At 65.6% G+C, this 16,321-nt stretch carries 18 protein-coding genes and 1 other RNA gene; 5 read left to right on the top strand and 14 right to left on the bottom strand.

The window, feature by feature from the left end; all coding sequences use genetic code 11:
* Nucleotides 1-113 precede the first annotated feature (113 nt).
* Nucleotides 114-905, bottom strand: a complete 792-nt coding sequence (locus tag ACM9HJ_RS29750) for a hypothetical protein (RefSeq protein ID WP_416575434.1) — start codon at nt 903-905, stop codon at nt 114-116.
* A 148-nt stretch (nt 906-1,053) separates the two neighbouring features.
* Between ACM9HJ_RS29750 and msrP the strand changes: the two genes are divergently transcribed.
* Both msrP and msrQ read left to right on the top strand, forming a co-directional pair.
* Nucleotides 1,054-1,983, top strand: a complete 930-nt coding sequence (gene msrP, locus ACM9HJ_RS29755) for a protein-methionine-sulfoxide reductase catalytic subunit MsrP (RefSeq protein WP_416575435.1) — start codon at nt 1,054-1,056, stop codon at nt 1,981-1,983.
* Nucleotides 1,983-2,573 carry a protein-methionine-sulfoxide reductase heme-binding subunit MsrQ gene (msrQ, locus tag ACM9HJ_RS29760; RefSeq protein WP_416575436.1) on the top strand — a complete coding sequence of 197 codons (591 nt, stop codon included), beginning with the start codon at nt 1,983-1,985 and terminating at the stop codon, nt 2,571-2,573. Before msrP ends, msrQ begins: the two co-directional genes overlap by 1 nt.
* Before the next feature lie 4 nt (nt 2,574-2,577).
* Here msrQ and ACM9HJ_RS29765 read toward each other — a convergent pair whose 3' ends face one another.
* From ACM9HJ_RS29765 to ACM9HJ_RS29795, 7 genes are all read right to left on the bottom strand, one after another.
* A complete protein-coding gene (locus ACM9HJ_RS29765) occupies nt 2,578-3,102 on the bottom strand; it encodes a MerR family transcriptional regulator (protein WP_416575451.1) in 525 nt (174 codons plus the stop codon).
* A gap of 8 nt (nt 3,103-3,110) precedes the next feature.
* Nucleotides 3,111-3,428, bottom strand: coding sequence for an integration host factor subunit alpha (locus tag ACM9HJ_RS29770; RefSeq protein WP_416575437.1), 318 nt, complete (start codon nt 3,426-3,428; stop codon nt 3,111-3,113).
* 324 nt (nt 3,429-3,752) lie between these two features.
* Complete coding sequence (locus ACM9HJ_RS29775) at nt 3,753-4,727, bottom strand: beta-ketoacyl-ACP synthase III (protein ID WP_416575438.1); 975 nt, start codon at nt 4,725-4,727, stop codon at nt 3,753-3,755.
* Nucleotides 4,727-5,809, bottom strand: coding sequence for a phosphate acyltransferase PlsX (gene plsX / locus ACM9HJ_RS29780; RefSeq protein WP_416575439.1), 1,083 nt, complete (start codon nt 5,807-5,809; stop codon nt 4,727-4,729). The genes ACM9HJ_RS29775 and plsX overlap by 1 nt, the downstream gene beginning before the upstream one ends.
* 51 nt (nt 5,810-5,860) lie before the next feature.
* Entirely contained in the window at nt 5,861-6,049 is a 189-nt protein-coding gene (rpmF, locus tag ACM9HJ_RS29785; RefSeq protein ID WP_416575440.1) for a 50S ribosomal protein L32, read from the bottom strand.
* Nucleotides 6,050-6,148: 99 nt separating this feature from the next.
* Nucleotides 6,149-6,727, bottom strand: coding sequence for a YceD family protein (locus ACM9HJ_RS29790; RefSeq protein ID WP_416575441.1), 579 nt, complete (start codon nt 6,725-6,727; stop codon nt 6,149-6,151).
* A 120-nt stretch (nt 6,728-6,847) separates the two neighbouring features.
* Nucleotides 6,848-7,378 carry a ubiquinol-cytochrome C chaperone family protein gene (locus tag ACM9HJ_RS29795; RefSeq protein ID WP_416575442.1) on the bottom strand — a complete coding sequence of 177 codons (531 nt, stop codon included), beginning with the start codon at nt 7,376-7,378 and terminating at the stop codon, nt 6,848-6,850.
* 240 nt (nt 7,379-7,618) lie between these two features.
* Between ACM9HJ_RS29795 and ACM9HJ_RS29800 the strand changes: the two genes are divergently transcribed.
* A complete protein-coding gene (locus ACM9HJ_RS29800; RefSeq protein ID WP_416575443.1) occupies nt 7,619-8,089 on the top strand; it encodes an outer membrane protein assembly factor BamE in 471 nt (156 codons plus the stop codon).
* Between the two features lie 42 nt (nt 8,090-8,131).
* Here ACM9HJ_RS29800 and ACM9HJ_RS29805 read toward each other — a convergent pair whose 3' ends face one another.
* Genes ACM9HJ_RS29805 through ACM9HJ_RS29815 form a run of 3 tightly spaced genes read right to left on the bottom strand, consistent with a single transcriptional unit; the run spans nt 8,132 to nt 11,642 of the window.
* On the bottom strand, nt 8,132-9,676 hold the full coding sequence (locus tag ACM9HJ_RS29805) for a malonate--CoA ligase (protein WP_416575444.1): 1,545 nt from the start codon (nt 9,674-9,676) through the stop codon (nt 8,132-8,134).
* A gap of 1 nt (nt 9,677) precedes the next feature.
* Complete coding sequence (mmsB, locus tag ACM9HJ_RS29810; RefSeq protein ID WP_416575445.1) at nt 9,678-10,565, bottom strand: 3-hydroxyisobutyrate dehydrogenase; 888 nt, start codon at nt 10,563-10,565, stop codon at nt 9,678-9,680.
* Nucleotides 10,566-10,592: 27 nt separating this feature from the next.
* Nucleotides 10,593-11,642, bottom strand: a complete 1,050-nt coding sequence (locus tag ACM9HJ_RS29815) for an enoyl-CoA hydratase/isomerase family protein (protein ID WP_416575446.1) — start codon at nt 11,640-11,642, stop codon at nt 10,593-10,595.
* 161 nt (nt 11,643-11,803) lie between these two features.
* On the opposite strand from ACM9HJ_RS29815, the gene ACM9HJ_RS29820 reads away from it, so the two are divergent.
* Nucleotides 11,804-12,703, top strand: coding sequence for a LysR family transcriptional regulator (locus ACM9HJ_RS29820; protein WP_416575447.1), 900 nt, complete (start codon nt 11,804-11,806; stop codon nt 12,701-12,703).
* Nucleotides 12,704-12,820: 117 nt separating this feature from the next.
* Here ACM9HJ_RS29820 and ACM9HJ_RS29825 read toward each other — a convergent pair whose 3' ends face one another.
* The 3 genes from ACM9HJ_RS29825 to ffs all read right to left on the bottom strand — a co-directional run bounded on the left by ACM9HJ_RS29825 (nt 12,821) and on the right by ffs (nt 15,279).
* On the bottom strand, nt 12,821-13,144 hold the full coding sequence (locus ACM9HJ_RS29825) for a YbaB/EbfC family nucleoid-associated protein (RefSeq protein ID WP_416575448.1): 324 nt from the start codon (nt 13,142-13,144) through the stop codon (nt 12,821-12,823).
* A gap of 3 nt (nt 13,145-13,147) precedes the next feature.
* Nucleotides 13,148-15,049: a DNA polymerase III subunit gamma/tau gene (locus tag ACM9HJ_RS29830; protein ID WP_416575449.1), complete on the bottom strand. Its 1,902-nt coding sequence runs from the start codon at nt 15,047-15,049 to the stop codon at nt 13,148-13,150.
* 132 nt (nt 15,050-15,181) lie between these two features.
* Nucleotides 15,182-15,279, bottom strand: an RNA gene (ffs, locus tag ACM9HJ_RS29835) — signal recognition particle sRNA small type.
* 111 nt (nt 15,280-15,390) lie between these two features.
* Here ffs and nudC point away from each other — a divergent pair.
* Entirely contained in the window at nt 15,391-16,311 is a 921-nt protein-coding gene (gene nudC / locus ACM9HJ_RS29840) for an NAD(+) diphosphatase (protein WP_416575450.1), read from the top strand.
* The last annotated feature ends 10 nt before the right edge of the window (nt 16,312-16,321 follow it).

Raw genomic sequence — 16,321 nt, forward strand, 5'->3', positions numbered from 1 at the left:
GGTGGGAGGGAGTGGTGGCCGAACGTCAGCCTTGTTCCCTCTCCCTCCCAAGCCTCACGGCTTGGGCCCCTCCCTCTCCCGCAAGCGGGCGAAGGCGGAAATTTCCCACATGCTCAGCGCAGGCGGCTCAGCGCCAGTTCGACGTTGGAGACCAGGGCCGAAACCTCGCCCGGCGGCGTGGCCTTGCCCTTGGGCGGCTGCAAGGTGGCCCAGACGGGGGCCAGCTTGTCCATGGATTTGGCGACATTGCCGGCCGGATCGCTGCTGGTGACCGAGGCCGACAGGCGGCCTAGATAGACCTTGGCGATGGCGTAGAAGCCGCGGCCGTCCTGATATTCCATGGGGCTGGTGATCACGCCCTCCTCCACCGCCGCCGCATATTCCGCCGCGGCGGTGCGCAGCAGGGTGGCGATGACGGGGGTCAGGAAGCCCGGCTTGGCGCGGTCGGCGGCGGGGATGGTGGCCTCCGCCTTGGCGACGGCCTTTTCCACCGCGTCCAGGGCCTTGGCGACATCGGTGGCCGGCGCGTTCTTGCGGGCTAGGGCCACCACGGCGTCCAGTTCCTTTTCGAACCCGACCTTACGACCATCCAGCGTGGGACGGGCGCCGTCATAGATCTCTTCCGCCGGGTGCAGGAAGTGCGGGATGGCGTCGCTGCCGCGCCCGCCGGTATACAGTTCGCGGCCCACCGTCAGGTGGCCCCGGATCAGGCCCAGGGAACCCTGGAGCTGCTGGTCCTCCGAAAGGCTGTCGAAGGCACCCAGCTCACCGCCCTCGCCACCCTCTGCGACGGCCGGCGGGGTGGTGCCATGACCGGCATGGCTGTCCTGGGCCATCACGGCGCCCGCCTGACCCAAGGCCACGGTCAAACCGACACCGATCCAGAGTTTCGCGTTGATCTGCATACTGCCCTCCGTTGGTTTGCGCTTTGTATTGCAAATTACTCGCAACTGAAAAAGCCAAATCGACGCATGATGTGACACAGGATACTGTTTTGGCATGGTTGGTCGGCTTATCTATCTGTGTGCCCTGCACCGAGAAGGAAGCGTTCCCATGCTGCTGCGCCATGCCCCGGACCTGAACGAGCGCGACGTCACGCCGCACGGCCTGTACCTGGATCGCCGCCGCCTGCTGGCCGGGTTCGGCGGGCTGATGCTGGCAGGCGCCGGCGCGGCGCGGGCGGCGGTGAAAAGCCCGTTTTCCACCGACGAGGCGCCCACCAGCCTGAAGGACATCACCAGCTACAATAATTTCTACGAGTTCGGCACCGACAAGTCCGACCCGGCCCGCAATGCCGGCCGCCTGACCACCGTTCCCTGGACGGTGAAGATCGACGGCATGGTGGGCAAGCCGGGTGATTACCATCTGGACGACATCCTGAAACAGGTCGCGCTGGAGGAGCGCATCTACCGCATGCGCTGCGTGGAAGGCTGGTCCATGGTCATCCCCTGGACGGGTTTTCCCCTGGCATCCCTGCTGAAACGGGTGGAACCGCAGGCCGGCGCGAAGTTCGTGGCGTTCGAAACGCTGGTGCGTCCGTCGGAAATGTCGGGCCAGGGCGGGTTCTTCAAGATCCTGGACTGGCCCTATGTGGAGGGTTTGCGCCTGGATGAGGCGATGAACCCCCTGACCCTGCTGGCCACCGGCCTCTATGGCCAGCCCCTGCCCAACCAGAACGGGGCGCCGCTGCGGCTCGTCGTGCCGTGGAAATACGGGTTCAAGGGCATCAAATCGATCGTGCGCATCACGCTCACCGACAAGCAGCCGGCTACCAGCTGGAACCTCCAGGCGCCGCAGGAGTACGGCTTCTATTCCAATGTGAATCCCGAGGTCGATCATCCGCGCTGGAGCCAGGCAACGGAACGGCGCATCGGCGATGGCGGCGGCCTGTTCGCCAAGCGCCGCCCGACCCTGCCGTTCAACGGCTATGGGGAGCAGGTGGCCAGCCTCTATACCGGCATGGATCTGCGGAAGTTCTATTGATGGCGCTGGCCAATCTGCGCATCCAGCCGCGCTTTCCCACCTGGCCCGTCTATCTGGCGGGGCTGCTGCCGGCCGGCTGGTATCTCTATCAGGCGCTCTATGGCGACCTGGGGGCCGATCCGCTGAAGACCCTGGAACATGCCATGGGCGAATGGGCCCTGCGGTTCCTGATCCTGGGGCTGGCGATCACGCCATTGCGCCGGGAATTCGGCATCGGGCTGCTGAAATACCGTCGGGCGGTGGGGCTAACGGCCTTCCTCTATGTCGTGCTGCATCTGGCAATCTATGTCTGGCTGGACCAGGGGCTGGACTGGCGGGCGGTGTGGGCCGACATCGTCAAGCGGCCCTATATCACCATCGGCATGGCGGGGTTCCTGCTGCTGGTGCCGCTGGCCGCCACCAGCTTCAACGCCGCCATCCGCCGGCTGGGCGGGCGCAACTGGAACCGTCTGCACAGGCTGGTCTATCCGGCGGTGCTGGCCGGTGCCCTGCATTATGTGATGCTGGTGAAAAGCTGGCCGCTGGAACCGCTGGTGTATCTGGCGATCGTGCTGGCGCTGTTGGGCTTGCGGGTGTGGCGGCGGGCGTAAACCCTCAATCCAACAGCCGCCGCAATGCGGTCAATTCCAGCAGGATATCCGACAACACCTCCCGCACTTCCGGCGACAGGGGTGGCTTGCGGCGCTTCGGTGCGGGCTTTTCGGGGATCGGTTCGTCCGCCTCATCGCCCTCGGCGGCCAGTAGCGCCAGTTCCTCGGCGGAGCTGTCCTCGCCGCCCTCATCTTCGTCGAACAGGCTGGGCATGCGGGTGCCGGGCATGGGCAGGCCGGCCAGGCCCCGCGACTCGCGCAGCAGCTTCTGCACGCCCTTGATCGTGTAACCGTCCTGGTAAAGCAGCGCCTGGATACGGCGCAACAGCTCGACATCGTCGGGGCGGTAATAGCGCCGGCCGCCACCGCGCTTCAGGGGCTTGATCTGGGGGAACTTGGTTTCCCAGAAACGCAGGACGTGCTGGGGGACCTCCAGATCGACGGAAACCTCGCTGATGGTGCGGAAGGCGGAGGCGGATTTGGACGCCCCTGCCTTCGCTCGCGCCCCGTCGCTGGTTTCCTCGATCATCGACAAGGTCAGCCTTTCGCGGCTTCGGCGGCCTCGAACCGCTCGTTGATGCGGCTCTTCAGCACGTGGGAGGCGCGGAAGACCAGCACCTTGCGCGGCAGGATCGGCACTTCCTCACCCGTCTTGGGGTTGCGGCCGATGCGCTGCCCCTTGGAGCGCACGGCGAAACTGCCGAAGGAGGAGATCTTGACCATGTCGCCATTGGCCAGCGCGTCGGCGATCTCATCCAGCACGCTTTCCACCAGATCGGCGGATTCGTTGCGGGACAGGCCCACCTCCTGGTAGACGGCCTCGCTCAACTGCGCGCGGGTGACTGTTTCGGTCATGTTCGTCCTCCCCGATTTATCTGGGGATGACGGTACTTTGACCGGAGAAATCCGTCAATTCAGATGGTTGGCGGCCAAAGCTGACCCCATCCGGCAGAAATGCCGTAGGTCAGGTCGAGGGCGTCAGCCCGAGCCCTGACATTTATCGGCACTGTCGCTTGTCAGGGTTCGCCTGCGGCTCGACCTGACCTACGGCCGGCCACGAAAACCCGCTTATACCAATGGTCAAAATGTTTGACCATTGGTCGGCGGCGACTGCCGCCGCGCCGCCCATGCGGCGTGAAGCCAAGCCGCGGATGCGGCGCCGGCGCTTGAGAAACAAGCCTAGAACCGGACCAGCGCCCCGCCCCAGGTGAAGCCGCCACCCATGGCTTCCAGCAGCAGCAGCTGGCCGCGCTTGATACGGCCATCATGCACCGCCTCGGCCAGGGCCAGCGGGATGCTGGCAGCGGACGTGTTGCCATGATGATCGACAGTGACCACCACCCGTTCGGCCGGCAGTTTCAGCTTGCGGCCCGTACCTTCAATGATGCGGCGGTTGGCTTGGTGCGGCACCAGCCAGTCGATGGCATCCGCCGTCAGGTCGTTGGCGGCCAGGGCTTCCTTGACCACATCGGCCAGATTGACCACGGCATGCTTGAACACTTCCTGCCCGCGCATGCGGACATGGCCCACGGTCTGGGTGCTGGACGGGCCGCCATCGACATAGAGCAGGTCGTGATGGTTGCCATCGGAATGCAGATGCGTGGACAGGATGCCCTGGTCGTCGGAATTGCCGGCCCCGTCCTGGGCGCGCAGCACCACGGCACCCGCACCGTCGCCGAACAGCACGCAGGTGGTGCGGTCGTTCCAGTCCAGGATGCGGGAGAAGGTTTCCGCCCCGATGACCAGCACGGTCTTCGCCTGCCCGGCCTTGATGAAATTGTCGGCCACCGACAGGGCATAGACGAAGCCGGAGCACACGGCCTGCACGTCGAACGCGGCCCCCCGGGTCATGCCCAGACGGGCCTGCACCTTCACGGCAGTGGCGGGGAAGGTATTGTCGGGCGTGGCGGTCGCCAGGACAATCAGGTCCAGCTCATTAGCACCCACACCGGCATGGGCGAGTGCCGCGACGGCGGCGTTATAGGCCAGATCGGAGGTCAGTTCACCGTCGGCCGCGATATGGCGCGACTTGATGCCCGTGCGTTCCGTGATCCAGTCGTCGGAGGTGTCAACGATCTGCGCCAGATCGGCATTCGTCATCACCTTGGCGGGCAGGTATGACCCGCAGCCCAGAATCACCGACCGGATGGCCATTACTGCACCGCCGTTTCGCTACCCGTTGCGCTCTCGTCCTTGGCCTTGTCGGCGGCGGCGGTCAGGGCCGCCTGCAATACCGCCAGCTGGTCACGGATCTTTTCATTGAAACCATGATTGGCCATGTTCGCCGCCGTCGCGATGGCGTTGGAGAAGCCGACGGCATCGGTGCCGCCATGGCTTTTCACGCAGATGCCGCGCAGGCCCAGGAACATCGCCCCGTTGTAACGGCGCGGGTCCATGCGCTGGCGCAGCTTGTTGAAGGCGCCCTTGGCCAGCAGATAGCCCAGCTTGGCCAGGGTGGAGGACAGGAAGGTCCGGCGCAGGAATTCCGCGTAGAGCTTGGCCGTACCTTCCGCCGTCTTCAGCGCGACATTGCCGGTGAAGCCGTCGGTGACCACCACATCCACGGTGCCCAACGCCAGGTCATTGCCTTCGATGAAGCCATGGAACTGCGGGGCGAGCGGGGTCTGACGCAAGGCGGCAGCCGCCTCGCGGATCTGCTCATGCCCCTTCTGTTCCTCCGACCCGACATTCAGCAGGCCGATGGTCGGGTTCAGCAGGCCCAGGACCGTGCGGCTGAACACCGTGCCCATGACGGCAAACTGCACCAGATTGTCGGCATCGCATTCCAGGTTGGCACCCAGGTCCAGCATCACCAGCTCCCCGCGCTGCGTGGGCAGGATGGAGGCGATGGCCGGGCGGTCGATGCCGGGCAGGGTCTTCAGCACGAACTTGGCGATGGCCATCAGCGCGCCGGTATTCCCGGCCGAGACCACGCAGGCCGCATCGCCCGCCGCCACCGCATCGATGGCCAGCCGCATGCTGGAATTGCGCCCAGCACGAAGCGCCACCGACGGCTTGGCGTCCATTGCCACGAAATCCGGCGTATGCCTGACCGCGGAAATGGGCTTCAAAGCCGGGTGGCGTTCCAACAGGACGTTGATGCGCGCTTCGTCGCCGACGAACAGGAAGTCGACATTGGGGCAGCGCTCACGGGCAAGGTCGGCGCCAGCGACGACCATGTCAGGAGCATGGTCGCCACCCATGGCGTCCAAGGCGATGCGCAGGCGCGTTGTCACTTCCGTTCGACGTCCTTAATCCGCGTAAACCTGGACCGGTACCGACGCCAATCAGGCGGCGGCCGGAGCGGTCGCGGACACTTCACGGCCGTCATACTGGCCGCAGGAGCCGCAGACATGGTGCGGGCGCTTCAGCTCGCCGCAGTTACCGCACTCGTTATAGGCGGCGGCGGTCAAGCCATCGTGCGAACGGCGCATGTTGCGCTTCGACTTGGAGGTCTTCTTCTTAGGAACGGCCATGATCGTAACTCACAATGTTTTAAGGCGACCCGCTAGGGCCGCCCGGACAGAGGCGCTTGAATACTGGATATGGTCCGACAGGGCAAGAGCGAAACCCGGTCAAGAGGGCTTCTTTAAGCGGGACAGGGCCGCAAAAGGGTTCTGGCGGGGCGGCTCGGGGGCCAAGTCCTCCGTCAAATTCAGCGTATCCGGCCCCACATCCTCCAGAATCGGGGTGAATTCCACCCCATCCTTGCGCGGATACGGGTCCAGCGCCAGTGACAGATTTTGGGCGACCAGTTCGCCGATGTCGATACGTCCGCCCGGCATAGGCTCGGGGAAGTCCTCGTCATTGCCCAGGAACTGGAAATGGTCGCTCTCGCCATCCTCCTCCTCCTTGGGGATCAGGTGGTCGGGGGCGAACAGCGCGCTGAACTCCTCCTTCACATGGGCGGGCACGGGTTCCAGCGTCACCACGCAGCGCTGCACCACATCGGCTTCCAGCTCCGCCGTCACCTTGATGAATTCCGACCGGACACGGCGCAGGCGCAGCTTGGCCTTCAGGCCGGAGACGGAGACCAGATCGAATCGCTTCGCCAGGGCCGCGCATTCGGCCTCGCTGGCCGTCACGGTCTCGAACCCGCCGCCGGTGGTCACCTTCTCGGCGATGACGATGCGGGACAGTTCGGGGGTGGTCATGGGGATGTCCTCATCGTAGGTCGCGGGCGAGCGTCAAGCGAACCCCGACATTCGTTAGCGCCGTTGCTTGTCGGGGTTCGGCTTCGCCTCACCCGCGACCTACGGCCTCTCCTTAATATATTATGGTGCGAACTCCACCTCGCCGGCCAGCAGCCGGTCGATCGGAAACGTTTCCATATGCACCAGTTGCCGGCGCATGTAATCGGCAATGGCGCCCACATGGGCCGGGTCCGGCAGGGTGGAGCCATAGAGATTGCGGTCGATGGCCGCCAGCAGCACGGACGGATCGTCCTTGGCGGCGATGCCGGCGTCATAGGCGGCAACGCGGCCATAATAATGGCTGGCCAGTTCCTTGACCTTATCACCCACCTTCATGTCGGTGGCGCCCAGTTCGCGCAGGTTGAAATCCATGTCGGCGAACATGAAATCGAACAGGGCCTGGTTGAACTCCGCGACATCCTTGCCGCCCATGGCAAGCCGGCGCATGACCAGCCAGGCATGCAGCGCCACCATCTCGAACCGCCCCTCCAGCGTGTCGGGCACGCCCAGATCGGTGAAAAACACCGGCTGGCGCGACTGGGCCACAATGGCGCCATAGAGGGCGGCGATGGTGCGCTCGCGCCGGGGGCGCTGGAACAGGCGGCTGAACAAGGCCTTCTCCCGAAACGGACAGGTGCGGACATTGACATTGCGCCAAGGCCGGTGCCAATGTCTGCGGCCAGATAGGGGGGCGGCAGGCCCGCCGTCAAGCCATGGTTCGTGCCCGCACGGACCAACCGGCACATGACGGCGAAGCGCCGATAGTGTATGGGGGGCTGCCCCGTGCATTGTCCGGGTGCATTGCCGGCACCCGCCGTCGGTCACATCCAAGGTTCGAGAGACGTCACGTTGATGCGCAAGACCCATGCAACCGCCCTGTTGACCTTCGGCGTCCTCTGCCTCGGTCTGACCGGCTGCAGCCCCATCATCGCCCAGCGTGGCAATCTGGTGGAAGATAATCGCCTGGCGCAGATCCAGGCCGGCCAGACCACGCGCGAACAGGTGCAGTACGTGCTGGGCACGCCCACCTCCACCGGCGTGATCGACGGTTCCACCTGGTACTATATCGGCCGCCGCACCGAACAGACGGCCTTCCTGGACCCCGAGGTGACCGCGCAGCGCATCATCCGCGTCCGCTTCGACGAGGGCGGGACGGTGCAGGAGATCAAGGAACTGGACGGCATGGCCGACGCCGCCTATGTCGAGCCGGTGGCCCGCGTCACCCCCACCGTCGGCCATGACCTGAACTTCTTCGAACAGCTGCTGGGCAACCTGTCCAAGCCGTCGCGCAAGAAGAAGGACGACAAGAAAAAGAAGAAGTAAGGGGCAGAAGCGGGTCCCCAGGGGACCCGCGCCTTGCTGTTCCTACGCCGTGAACGCCGCCTTGTGCTGCTCACGCAGGGCCGCCTTCTGCACCTTGCCCATCTGGTTGCGCGGCAGCTCGTCCACGAACCATACCCGCTTGGGCACCTTGAAATTGGCCAGCTCGCCCTTCACATGGGCGATCACAGATGCCTCGGTCACGTCCGCGCGGCCGGGCTTCTTCTGGATCACGGCCACCACCGCCTCCCCGAAATCCGGGTGTGGCAGGCCCACCACAGCGCTTTCCACCACCCCGTCGATGGCGTCCAGCACCGTCTCCACCTCCTTGGGATAGACGTTGAAGCCGCCGCAGATCACCAGATCCTTGGCGCGGCCCACGATATGGACATAGCCGCGCCCGTCGACCTTGCCCACATCGCCGGTGATGAAGAACCCGTCGGCACGCATATCCTCGGCGGTCTTTTCCGGCTTGTTCCAATAACCCTTGAACAGGTTGGGTCCCTTTATCTCGATCTGCCCGATCTCGTCGGTGCCCAGCAAGGCCCCCTGCTCATCGGCGATGCGCAGCGACACGCCCGGCAGCGGGAAACCCACGGTCCCCGGCACACGGGTACCCACCAGCGGGTTGGACGTGATCATTCCGGCTTCGGTCATGCCATACCGCTCCAGAATGGCGTGACCGGTCCGGTCGGAGAATTCCGTATGCGTGTCGGCCAGCAGCGGCGCCGACCCACTGACGAACAGCCGCATATGCGCCACCAGGTCGCGCGTGAAGCCCGGATGGGTCAGCAGGCGGGTATAAAAGGTGGGCACGCCCATCAGCACGCTGGCCTGCGGCAGCAGCTCCACCACCCTGTCCGCGTCGAATTTCGACAGGAACAGCATGTGCCCGCCATTCAGCAGCGTGGTGTTGGTGGCCACGAACAGCCCATGCACATGGAAGATCGGCAGGGCATGCAGCAGCACATCGCCGGGCACGAAGCCCCACAGCCGGTGCAGGGCCAGGGCGTTGCTGGCCAGATTGCCGTGGCTGGTCATCGCCCCCTTCGACCGGCCCGTCGTGCCGGACGTGTAGAGGATGGCCGCCAGCTCATCCCCGCCCAGCGCCACCGTGTCGAATTCACGGGACAGGTCGATGGCCATGTCGGGCAGGCTGCCATTCGCGGCATCCCCCAACGTCACCACGGCTGGCACACCGCAGCGCGCGGCCAGTTCCGTCATCCCCGCCTCATCCTCCGGCCGGCAGACGAACAAGGCCGGCGACGCGTCCTCCAGGAAGTACGCGATCTCGCCCTTCTGATAGGCTGTGTTCAGCGGCAGGTAGACGGCACCCAGCCGCAGGGTGGCGAGGTAGAGGAACAGGCTCTCCGCACTCTTCTCCACCTGTACGGCCACCCGATCACCGCGCTTGACGCCCAACCGCACCATGGCATGGGCGAAACGGGCACTGATCGAGGCGACGTCGCCGTAATTGTACCAGACACCCTGGCGCGGCCCATCCATCAAGGTGATGAACCGCGCCTCACGGTCGGCGGGAAAGCGGCTTTCGAACAGATGATAGAGATTGCCGCTTGCCACGCCATCCATGTCACTTCCCCTGCAACATCCTCACGATGGCGGAGAAGTCGAGACCGCCATTCCCCGCCGACGAGAATAGCTGATACAGCGCCGCGGCCTGCGCGCCAAGGGGGGTGGAGGCACCGCTGCTGGCGGCCGCCTGCTGCGCCAGCTTCAGATCCTTCAGCATCATGTCCACCGCGAAGCCCGGCGCATAGTCGCGGTTGGCGGGCGATGTCGGCACCGGCCCCGGCACCGGGCAATAGCTGGTCAGCGACCAGCACTGGCCCGATGCGGTGCTGGAAATGTCGAACAGCTTCTGCCGCTCCAGCCCCAGCTTGTCGGCCAGCGCGAACGCCTCCGACACCGCGATCATGGAGATGCCCAGGACCATGTTGTTGCAGATCTTGGCCGCCTGGCCCGTGCCCGGCCCGCCGGCATGGACAATGTTCTTGCCCATCAGTTCCAGATAGGGTTTGGCCGCCGCGAACGCTTCATCCGCCCCGCCAACCATGAAGGTCAGCGTCCCCGCCGCCGCCCCACCGGTGCCACCGGAAACGGGCGCGTCCACCATCCGGTGCCCGACCTTCTCGGCTTGCGCGATCACGGCGCGGGCACTGTCGACATCGATGGTGGAGCTGTCGATGAACAGGGTGCCGGGCTTTGCCCGCTCGATCACCCCGCCCGCATTGCCATAGACGGCACGGACATGCGGGCCGGCCGGCAGCATGGAGACGACGACATCCGCCGCCGCCGCCGCATCGCCCGCCGCCTTGGACGTATCGATCCCCGCCTCATTGGCGGCCGCGATATTGGCCGGGGCCAGATCGACGCCCAGCACCGTGTGCTCGCCCTTCAACAGGTTCTTCGCCATGGGCAAACCCATATTGCCCAGCCCGATGAACGCAATGGTCGCCATGGTCGTTTCCTCCTCTTGATTTGGCTTTTAAAATGTCAGATCCCCACCCGCCGGCACGGCGAAATACGTCGCCACCGTCGCCGCCGGCACATCCGCCAGCTTGGCCGGGTTCCATTTCGGGTTCTTGTCCTTGTCGACCAGCACGGCGCGGATGCCTTCATAGAAGTCGTTGCCATCCATCACCGCCTGCGTCATGCGGTATTCCAGCCGCATGCAATCGTCGAAATCCAGGTCCGCCCCGCGGCGCAACTGTTCGAACGTCACCTTCAGGCTGGTGGGCGACATGGACAGGATGGTCTCCGCCACCTTGTCGGCCCAACCGGTCCCCTGGGAAATCAGACCGGCCACGATGCCCTCGACATCCGGCGCATCGAACGCCGCATCGATGGCGGGCTGCAGGGCCGCCAGCGGCGCCTCGCCCACCGGCACCGCATGCGCCGCCAGCACCGCATCCACATCCTGGCCCCCCGCCAGCGCCGCCTCGATCGCGTCCAGCGACGCCGAGGCCACATGGTGCGTGCCGATGCCCGTATGGATCAGGTCGGCCGCGTGCACCCGCGCGCCCGTCAGGCCCAGATACAACCCCAGCCTGCCCGGCATGCGCGGCAGGAACCAGGTGCCGCCGACATCCGGGAACAGGCCGATGCCCGTCTCCGGCATGGCCAGCAAGGTCTTCTCCGTCACCACCCGATGGCTGCCATGGACCGACAGACCCACACCACCGCCCATGGTGATGCCGTCCATCAGTGCCACATAGGGCTTGGGGAAATTCTTGATCTGGCGGTTCAGCCGGTATTCACCGGCGAAGAAGCTGCTGGCCAGGGCCCCGCTGCCTTCCCCGCGCTTCTTCTGCAAACCGGCATCCCAGACGGCACGGACATCGCCGCCAGCACAGAAGGCGCGGTCGCCGGCACCCCGGATCACCACGGCCTTGATGGCGGGATCGGTAGCCCAGGCATCCAGCGCCGGGGCGATCACCTCCACCATGCCCAGCGTCAGCGCATTCAGCGCCTTGGGCCGGTTCAACAGGATGTGGCCGATGGCACCCTTCACGGTGCAGATCACGTCCTCGCTCAAAACCCATCCTCCCTTTCAATCGCAATGGCCTGGGAACTGTTGCCCCTTCTATAGCGCCAATTGTGATGAATTCCGCACCTCAACCAGTACCATTGCGGCCTTGCGCACATCCATGCGAAGTTCATCGCCGTTATTGTGCGTTTTTCCCCATGGGATCCCTGATGGCCAGCCGCTTCGACTGGGACGATCTGCAATCCTTTCTGGCCGTGGCGCGGTCGGGCCGCCTGACCCTGGCCGCCAAGCGCATGGGCGTGGACCATACGACCCTGGGCCGCCGCCTGACCGGGCTGGAACAGGCGCTGGGCACCACCCTGTTCGAACGCCACGCCACCGGCTACAGCCTGACCCAGGCGGGCGAGACGCTGTTGCAGAATGCCGAGGCCATGGAAGGCATGGCCCTGACCATCATGGAGGAACTGTCCGGGGCCGGTGCCCGGCTATCGGGGGCGGTGCGCATCGGCACGCCCGACGGTTTCGGCAGCTTCTTCCTGGCCCCGCGCATCGGCCGGCTGGGGAGCTTGCACCCGGACCTGGAGGTGCAGCTGGTGGCCATGCCGCGCCTGTTCAGCCTGTCCAAGCGCGAGGCCGATATCGCCGTCACCCTGGCACAGCCGGAGGCCGGGCGCCTGCATGCCCGCAAGCTGACCGATTACGAACTGGGCCTCTATGCCGCCCGCTCCTATCTAGAGAATGCGGAGCCCATCACCGGCGTGGGCGATCTGGCCCGGCACCGGTTCATCTCCTATATCGATGACCTGCTCTACACGCCGGAGCTGGACTATGTGCCGCTGGTGTCGCGCGACATCCGCCCCTATCTGAAAAGCGCCAGCCTGGTGGCACAGTTCCGCGCCGTGCAGGCCGGCAGCGGCATCGCCGTGCTGCCCTGCTTCATGGCGGCGGGGGAGAAGGACCTGGTCCGGCTGCTGCCCGACGAGGTTAACCTCGTCCGCAGCTTCTGGCTGGTCATCCATTCCGACGTCCGCCACCTGTCGCGCATCCGCGTGACGGCGGAATTCATCGCGGACGAGGTACGGCGGAACGCAAGGCTGTTCCAGGGATGACGGGGCACATCCCAGCGGTCATTGATTGACCGCTGGAGGCCGGCGACCGCCGGCCCGCGCCCCAGGGGCCGTCAAGCCAAGGGCGCGGATGTGCCCACCCGGCGCCTGAGGGAACAATCAAAAAGGCATCTTGAAACCGGGCGGCAGCTTCAGACCGCCCATCATGGCGTTGGTCTGCTCGGCCGTGAACGCCTCGATCTTGGTCTTGGCGTCGTTATAGGCGGCGGTGATCAGGTCTTCCAGGACCTCGACATCCTCGGGATCGACGATGGACTTGTCGATCTTCAGGCCGCGCAGGTCGCCCTTGCCGTTCAGGGTCAGCTTGACCATGCCGCCACCGGACACGCCCGTGGCCTCATGTTCCTGCATCTTGGCCTGCATCTCAGCCATCTTGGACTGCATCTGCTGGGCCTGCTTCATCATCTGGCCGATATTCTTCATGGCTCAGAAGTCTCCTTCATAATCGCCCTCATCCATGGGCGGTGGTGCATCGAAATAAGGGCTGTCGGCCATCTCGTCACCCCCAAAAGCGTCCAGCGCCTCGGGAATTTCGGGATCGGACGGCGGCGGGGCGGCCAGGGCCACCTGGCTCTGGTCGATGATCTTGTCGATCCTGGCCCCGGGAAACGCCTCCAGCACGGCCCTGACCAGGGGATGTTCGGCGGCTTCGGCCCGCTGGCGCTGCTCCGCCTCGCGCTCCTGCTCGGCGATGGTCGGCTCACCGGCTGCACCGGAAACCGACACGACCCAGCGCTTGCACGTCCATTCGGTCAGGAACTGCCCGACCTTGCCCGGCAGGTTCTGCGGACAGGCCGGCTGCAGCCGCAGCTCGATCATTCCACTCTCAAAACGGACCAGATGGACCGACGCGCGCAGCATCCCGGCCAGCACGCCTTCACGCTTGTCCAGGAACAGGTCTGCTACGGCACGGAAGCTGGTTGGTTCCGGAACCGTATCGATCTTTCCGACCGGTTGCGGCGCCGCCACCGGCATCGGCGCCGGTGCCCCGGCAAAGGCCCGTCCGCCCGCCACCATGGCCATGGGCGCGCCCTGGGTCGGGGCGGAATGCACCACAGGTCCCGGTCCGCCACCACCGCCAAATCCACCGCCCCCACCGGGTCCGCCACCGCCATGCAGGGCACGCGCCGCCGCCTCCACCCCACCGGCCTCGTTGATCTTACGGATCAGATCGGCCGGGCTGGGCAGGTCGGACGCATAGGACAGGCGGATCAGTACCATTTCCAGCGCCTGCATCGGCACGGGCGCATGCTGGATCTCGCCCAAACCCTTCAGCAATATCTGCCAGGCCCGCGCCAGCGACGGCATGCCCAGCTTCTGCGCCAGCCCCACGCCGCGCGTGCGCTCATCCTCCGGGATCGACACATCGTCGGCCGTCCCGGCGATGACCCGCGCCCTGGTCAGGAAATGGGTGAAATCCAGCAGGTCCTGGGCGATGACGATGGGATCGGCGCCACAGCGATGCAGGTCGGTCAGAATATCCAGCGCATCGGCCGGCTTGCCCGTCATCGTCGCCTCGAACAGGTCGATGACCCGCGTCCGGTCGGCCAGCCCCAGCATGTCGCGCACCTGGGCCAGGGTCACCGTCCCTCCACCCAGCGCGATGGCCTGATCCAGCAGCGACAGCCCGTCACGCACCGACCCATCGGCGGCACGCGCGATCTGGGCGATGGCGTCGGCTTCCACCGGCACGCCTTCCTTGCCCGCCACGCGGGTGAAATGGCCGACCAGGGTCTGGTGATCGACGCGGCGCAGGTCGAATCGCTGACACCGCGACAATACCGTCACCGGCACCTTGCGGATTTCCGTCGTCGCGAACACGAACTTCACATGCGGCGGCGGTTCCTCCAGCGTCTTCAAGAGCGCGTTGAACGCGCTCTTCGACAGCATGTGCACTTCGTCGATGATGTAGAGCTTGTAGCGGGCGGACGACGGGGCATAGCGCACGCCCTCGATGATCTCGCGCACATTGTCGACGCCGGTGTTCGACGCCGCGTCCATCTCGATGACATCGACATTGCGGTCGGCGGCGATCGACACGCACATCTCGCACACGCCACACGGGCTGATGGTCGGCCCGCCCTGCCCGTCCGGCCCGATGCAGTTCAAGGCGCGGGCGATGATGCGCGCCGTCGTCGTCTTGCCCACCCCGCGCACACCGGTCAGCATATAGGCCTGATGGATGCGCCCCGACTGGATGGCATTGCGCAGCGTGCGGACCAGCGCATCCTGCCCCACCAGCTCATCGAAATTCTGCGGCCGGTACTTGCGCGCCAGCACGCGATAGGCGGCACCGGATGCGGGCGGGCTGTTCGTCTCGTCAGTCACGGGGCGTCTCGGGTCTACGGCAAGGACGGCGCAGTTTAAGGACGTGGCGCGCGTGATGCCATGGATTTCGCGATACCGCTTGCGGACAAGCAGCAACGGCCGGCCAAATTTTCTAACCAAATTTTCTAAAGGGTGGGAGGCTGGACGAACGACCCGAGCCGAAACTCGTTACGGCTGCTTCCTTCCGGACCTGACCGGGTTGGCGAGGGACCCGCCCGTTGCCAACCTCCCGACGCCTATATCGGCGAGCGCCACCGCAAAGACAAGGGGAATTAAACCGGGGCCGCTCTGCCGCCAACGCATTGGCGGGCGGATCGGGCCCATGTCACCGTCGCAAAACCATGATGAGACTGAACTTCTATGCCGGCAGCGGCCTGGACCGGGCCGCCCACCGGCGCAAGGATGAAGCGTGGCTGGCCGACCGGCTGCGCCACCCCCAGGCCGCCCGCATCATCCCCTGGTGGCGGGGCCGGCACCTGGTCACCGGGTCGGACGACGCACCCCTGCCAGCCTATCTGCCGGTCACCGCCGACTGGTGGGGCTGGCATCTCTCCATGCCTCCCATCTTCCTGGGCGATGACGGCACCCATTCCTATTTCGCCGTCGACCTGTCCCCCATGGAGGATGTCGACACTCATGCGGAGGTGGCGAAGCTGGGCCGGTTCGTGGAACTGCGCTCGCTGGGCACCCGCATCGGGCAACGGGCAGGGGGGCTTTACGCCTATACCCGCGCCCTGATGCTCTGGCATGGCAAACACCGATTCTGCGGTACCTGCGGCGCACCCACCATAGTGGCGGAGGGTGGGCACAGCCGGCGCTGCACCAACCCGGAATGCAATGCCCAGCATTTTCCCCGCCATGACCCGGCGGTGATCATGCTGGTCCATGATGGCGGCGACCGCTGCCTGCTGGGCCGTCAGGCGCGCTTTCCGCCGGGTATGTACTCGACCCTGGCCGGATTCGTGGAGCCGGGCGAAAGCCTGGAGGAAACGGTGATACGCGAGTGCCTGGAGGAGGCGGGCGTGCGCGTCACCGACGTGCGCTATCATTCCAGCCAGCCCTGGCCCTTCCCCTCCTCGCTGATGCTGGGCTTCCACGCCCGCGCCACGACGTTCGACGTACGGCCCGACCAGGAGGAGTTGGAGGATGCGCGCTGGTTCAGCCGCGATTTCATCCGCCAGCACCAGGGATCGGAACAGTTCCGCCTGCCGCCCTTCGACAGCATTTCCCGGCAGTTGATCGATGCGTGGCTGAGAGGTTGACGCCCAACCC

Origin of the sequence: Niveispirillum sp. KHB5.9, assembly GCF_048066115.1 — a bacterium.
Taxonomy (GTDB): domain Bacteria; phylum Pseudomonadota; class Alphaproteobacteria; order Azospirillales; family Azospirillaceae; genus Niveispirillum.

Excerpts from the sequence above, each read along its gene's own strand:
- ACM9HJ_RS29750 (WP_416575434.1), bottom strand. The coding sequence starts at position 905 with ATGCAGATCAACGCGAAACTCTGGATCGGTGTCGGTTTGACCGTGGCC.
- msrP (WP_416575435.1), top strand. The coding sequence starts at position 1,054 with ATGCTGCTGCGCCATGCCCCGGACCTGAACGAGCGCGACGTCACGCCG.
- msrQ (WP_416575436.1), top strand. The coding sequence starts at position 1,983 with ATGGCGCTGGCCAATCTGCGCATCCAGCCGCGCTTTCCCACCTGGCCC.
- ACM9HJ_RS29765 (WP_416575451.1), bottom strand. The coding sequence starts at position 3,102 with ATGATCGAGGAAACCAGCGACGGGGCGCGAGCGAAGGCAGGGGCGTCC.
- ACM9HJ_RS29770 (WP_416575437.1), bottom strand. The coding sequence starts at position 3,428 with ATGACCGAAACAGTCACCCGCGCGCAGTTGAGCGAGGCCGTCTACCAG.
- ACM9HJ_RS29775 (WP_416575438.1), bottom strand. The coding sequence starts at position 4,727 with ATGGCCATCCGGTCGGTGATTCTGGGCTGCGGGTCATACCTGCCCGCC.
- rpmF (WP_416575440.1), bottom strand. The coding sequence starts at position 6,049 with ATGGCCGTTCCTAAGAAGAAGACCTCCAAGTCGAAGCGCAACATGCGC.
- ACM9HJ_RS29790 (WP_416575441.1), bottom strand. The coding sequence starts at position 6,727 with ATGACCACCCCCGAACTGTCCCGCATCGTCATCGCCGAGAAGGTGACC.
- ACM9HJ_RS29800 (WP_416575443.1), top strand. The coding sequence starts at position 7,619 with ATGCGCAAGACCCATGCAACCGCCCTGTTGACCTTCGGCGTCCTCTGC.
- ACM9HJ_RS29805 (WP_416575444.1), bottom strand. The coding sequence starts at position 9,676 with ATGGATGGCGTGGCAAGCGGCAATCTCTATCATCTGTTCGAAAGCCGC.
- mmsB (WP_416575445.1), bottom strand. The coding sequence starts at position 10,565 with ATGGCGACCATTGCGTTCATCGGGCTGGGCAATATGGGTTTGCCCATG.
- ACM9HJ_RS29820 (WP_416575447.1), top strand. The coding sequence starts at position 11,804 with ATGGCCAGCCGCTTCGACTGGGACGATCTGCAATCCTTTCTGGCCGTG.
- ACM9HJ_RS29825 (WP_416575448.1), bottom strand. The coding sequence starts at position 13,144 with ATGAAGAATATCGGCCAGATGATGAAGCAGGCCCAGCAGATGCAGTCC.
- nudC (WP_416575450.1), top strand. The coding sequence starts at position 15,391 with ATGATGAGACTGAACTTCTATGCCGGCAGCGGCCTGGACCGGGCCGCC.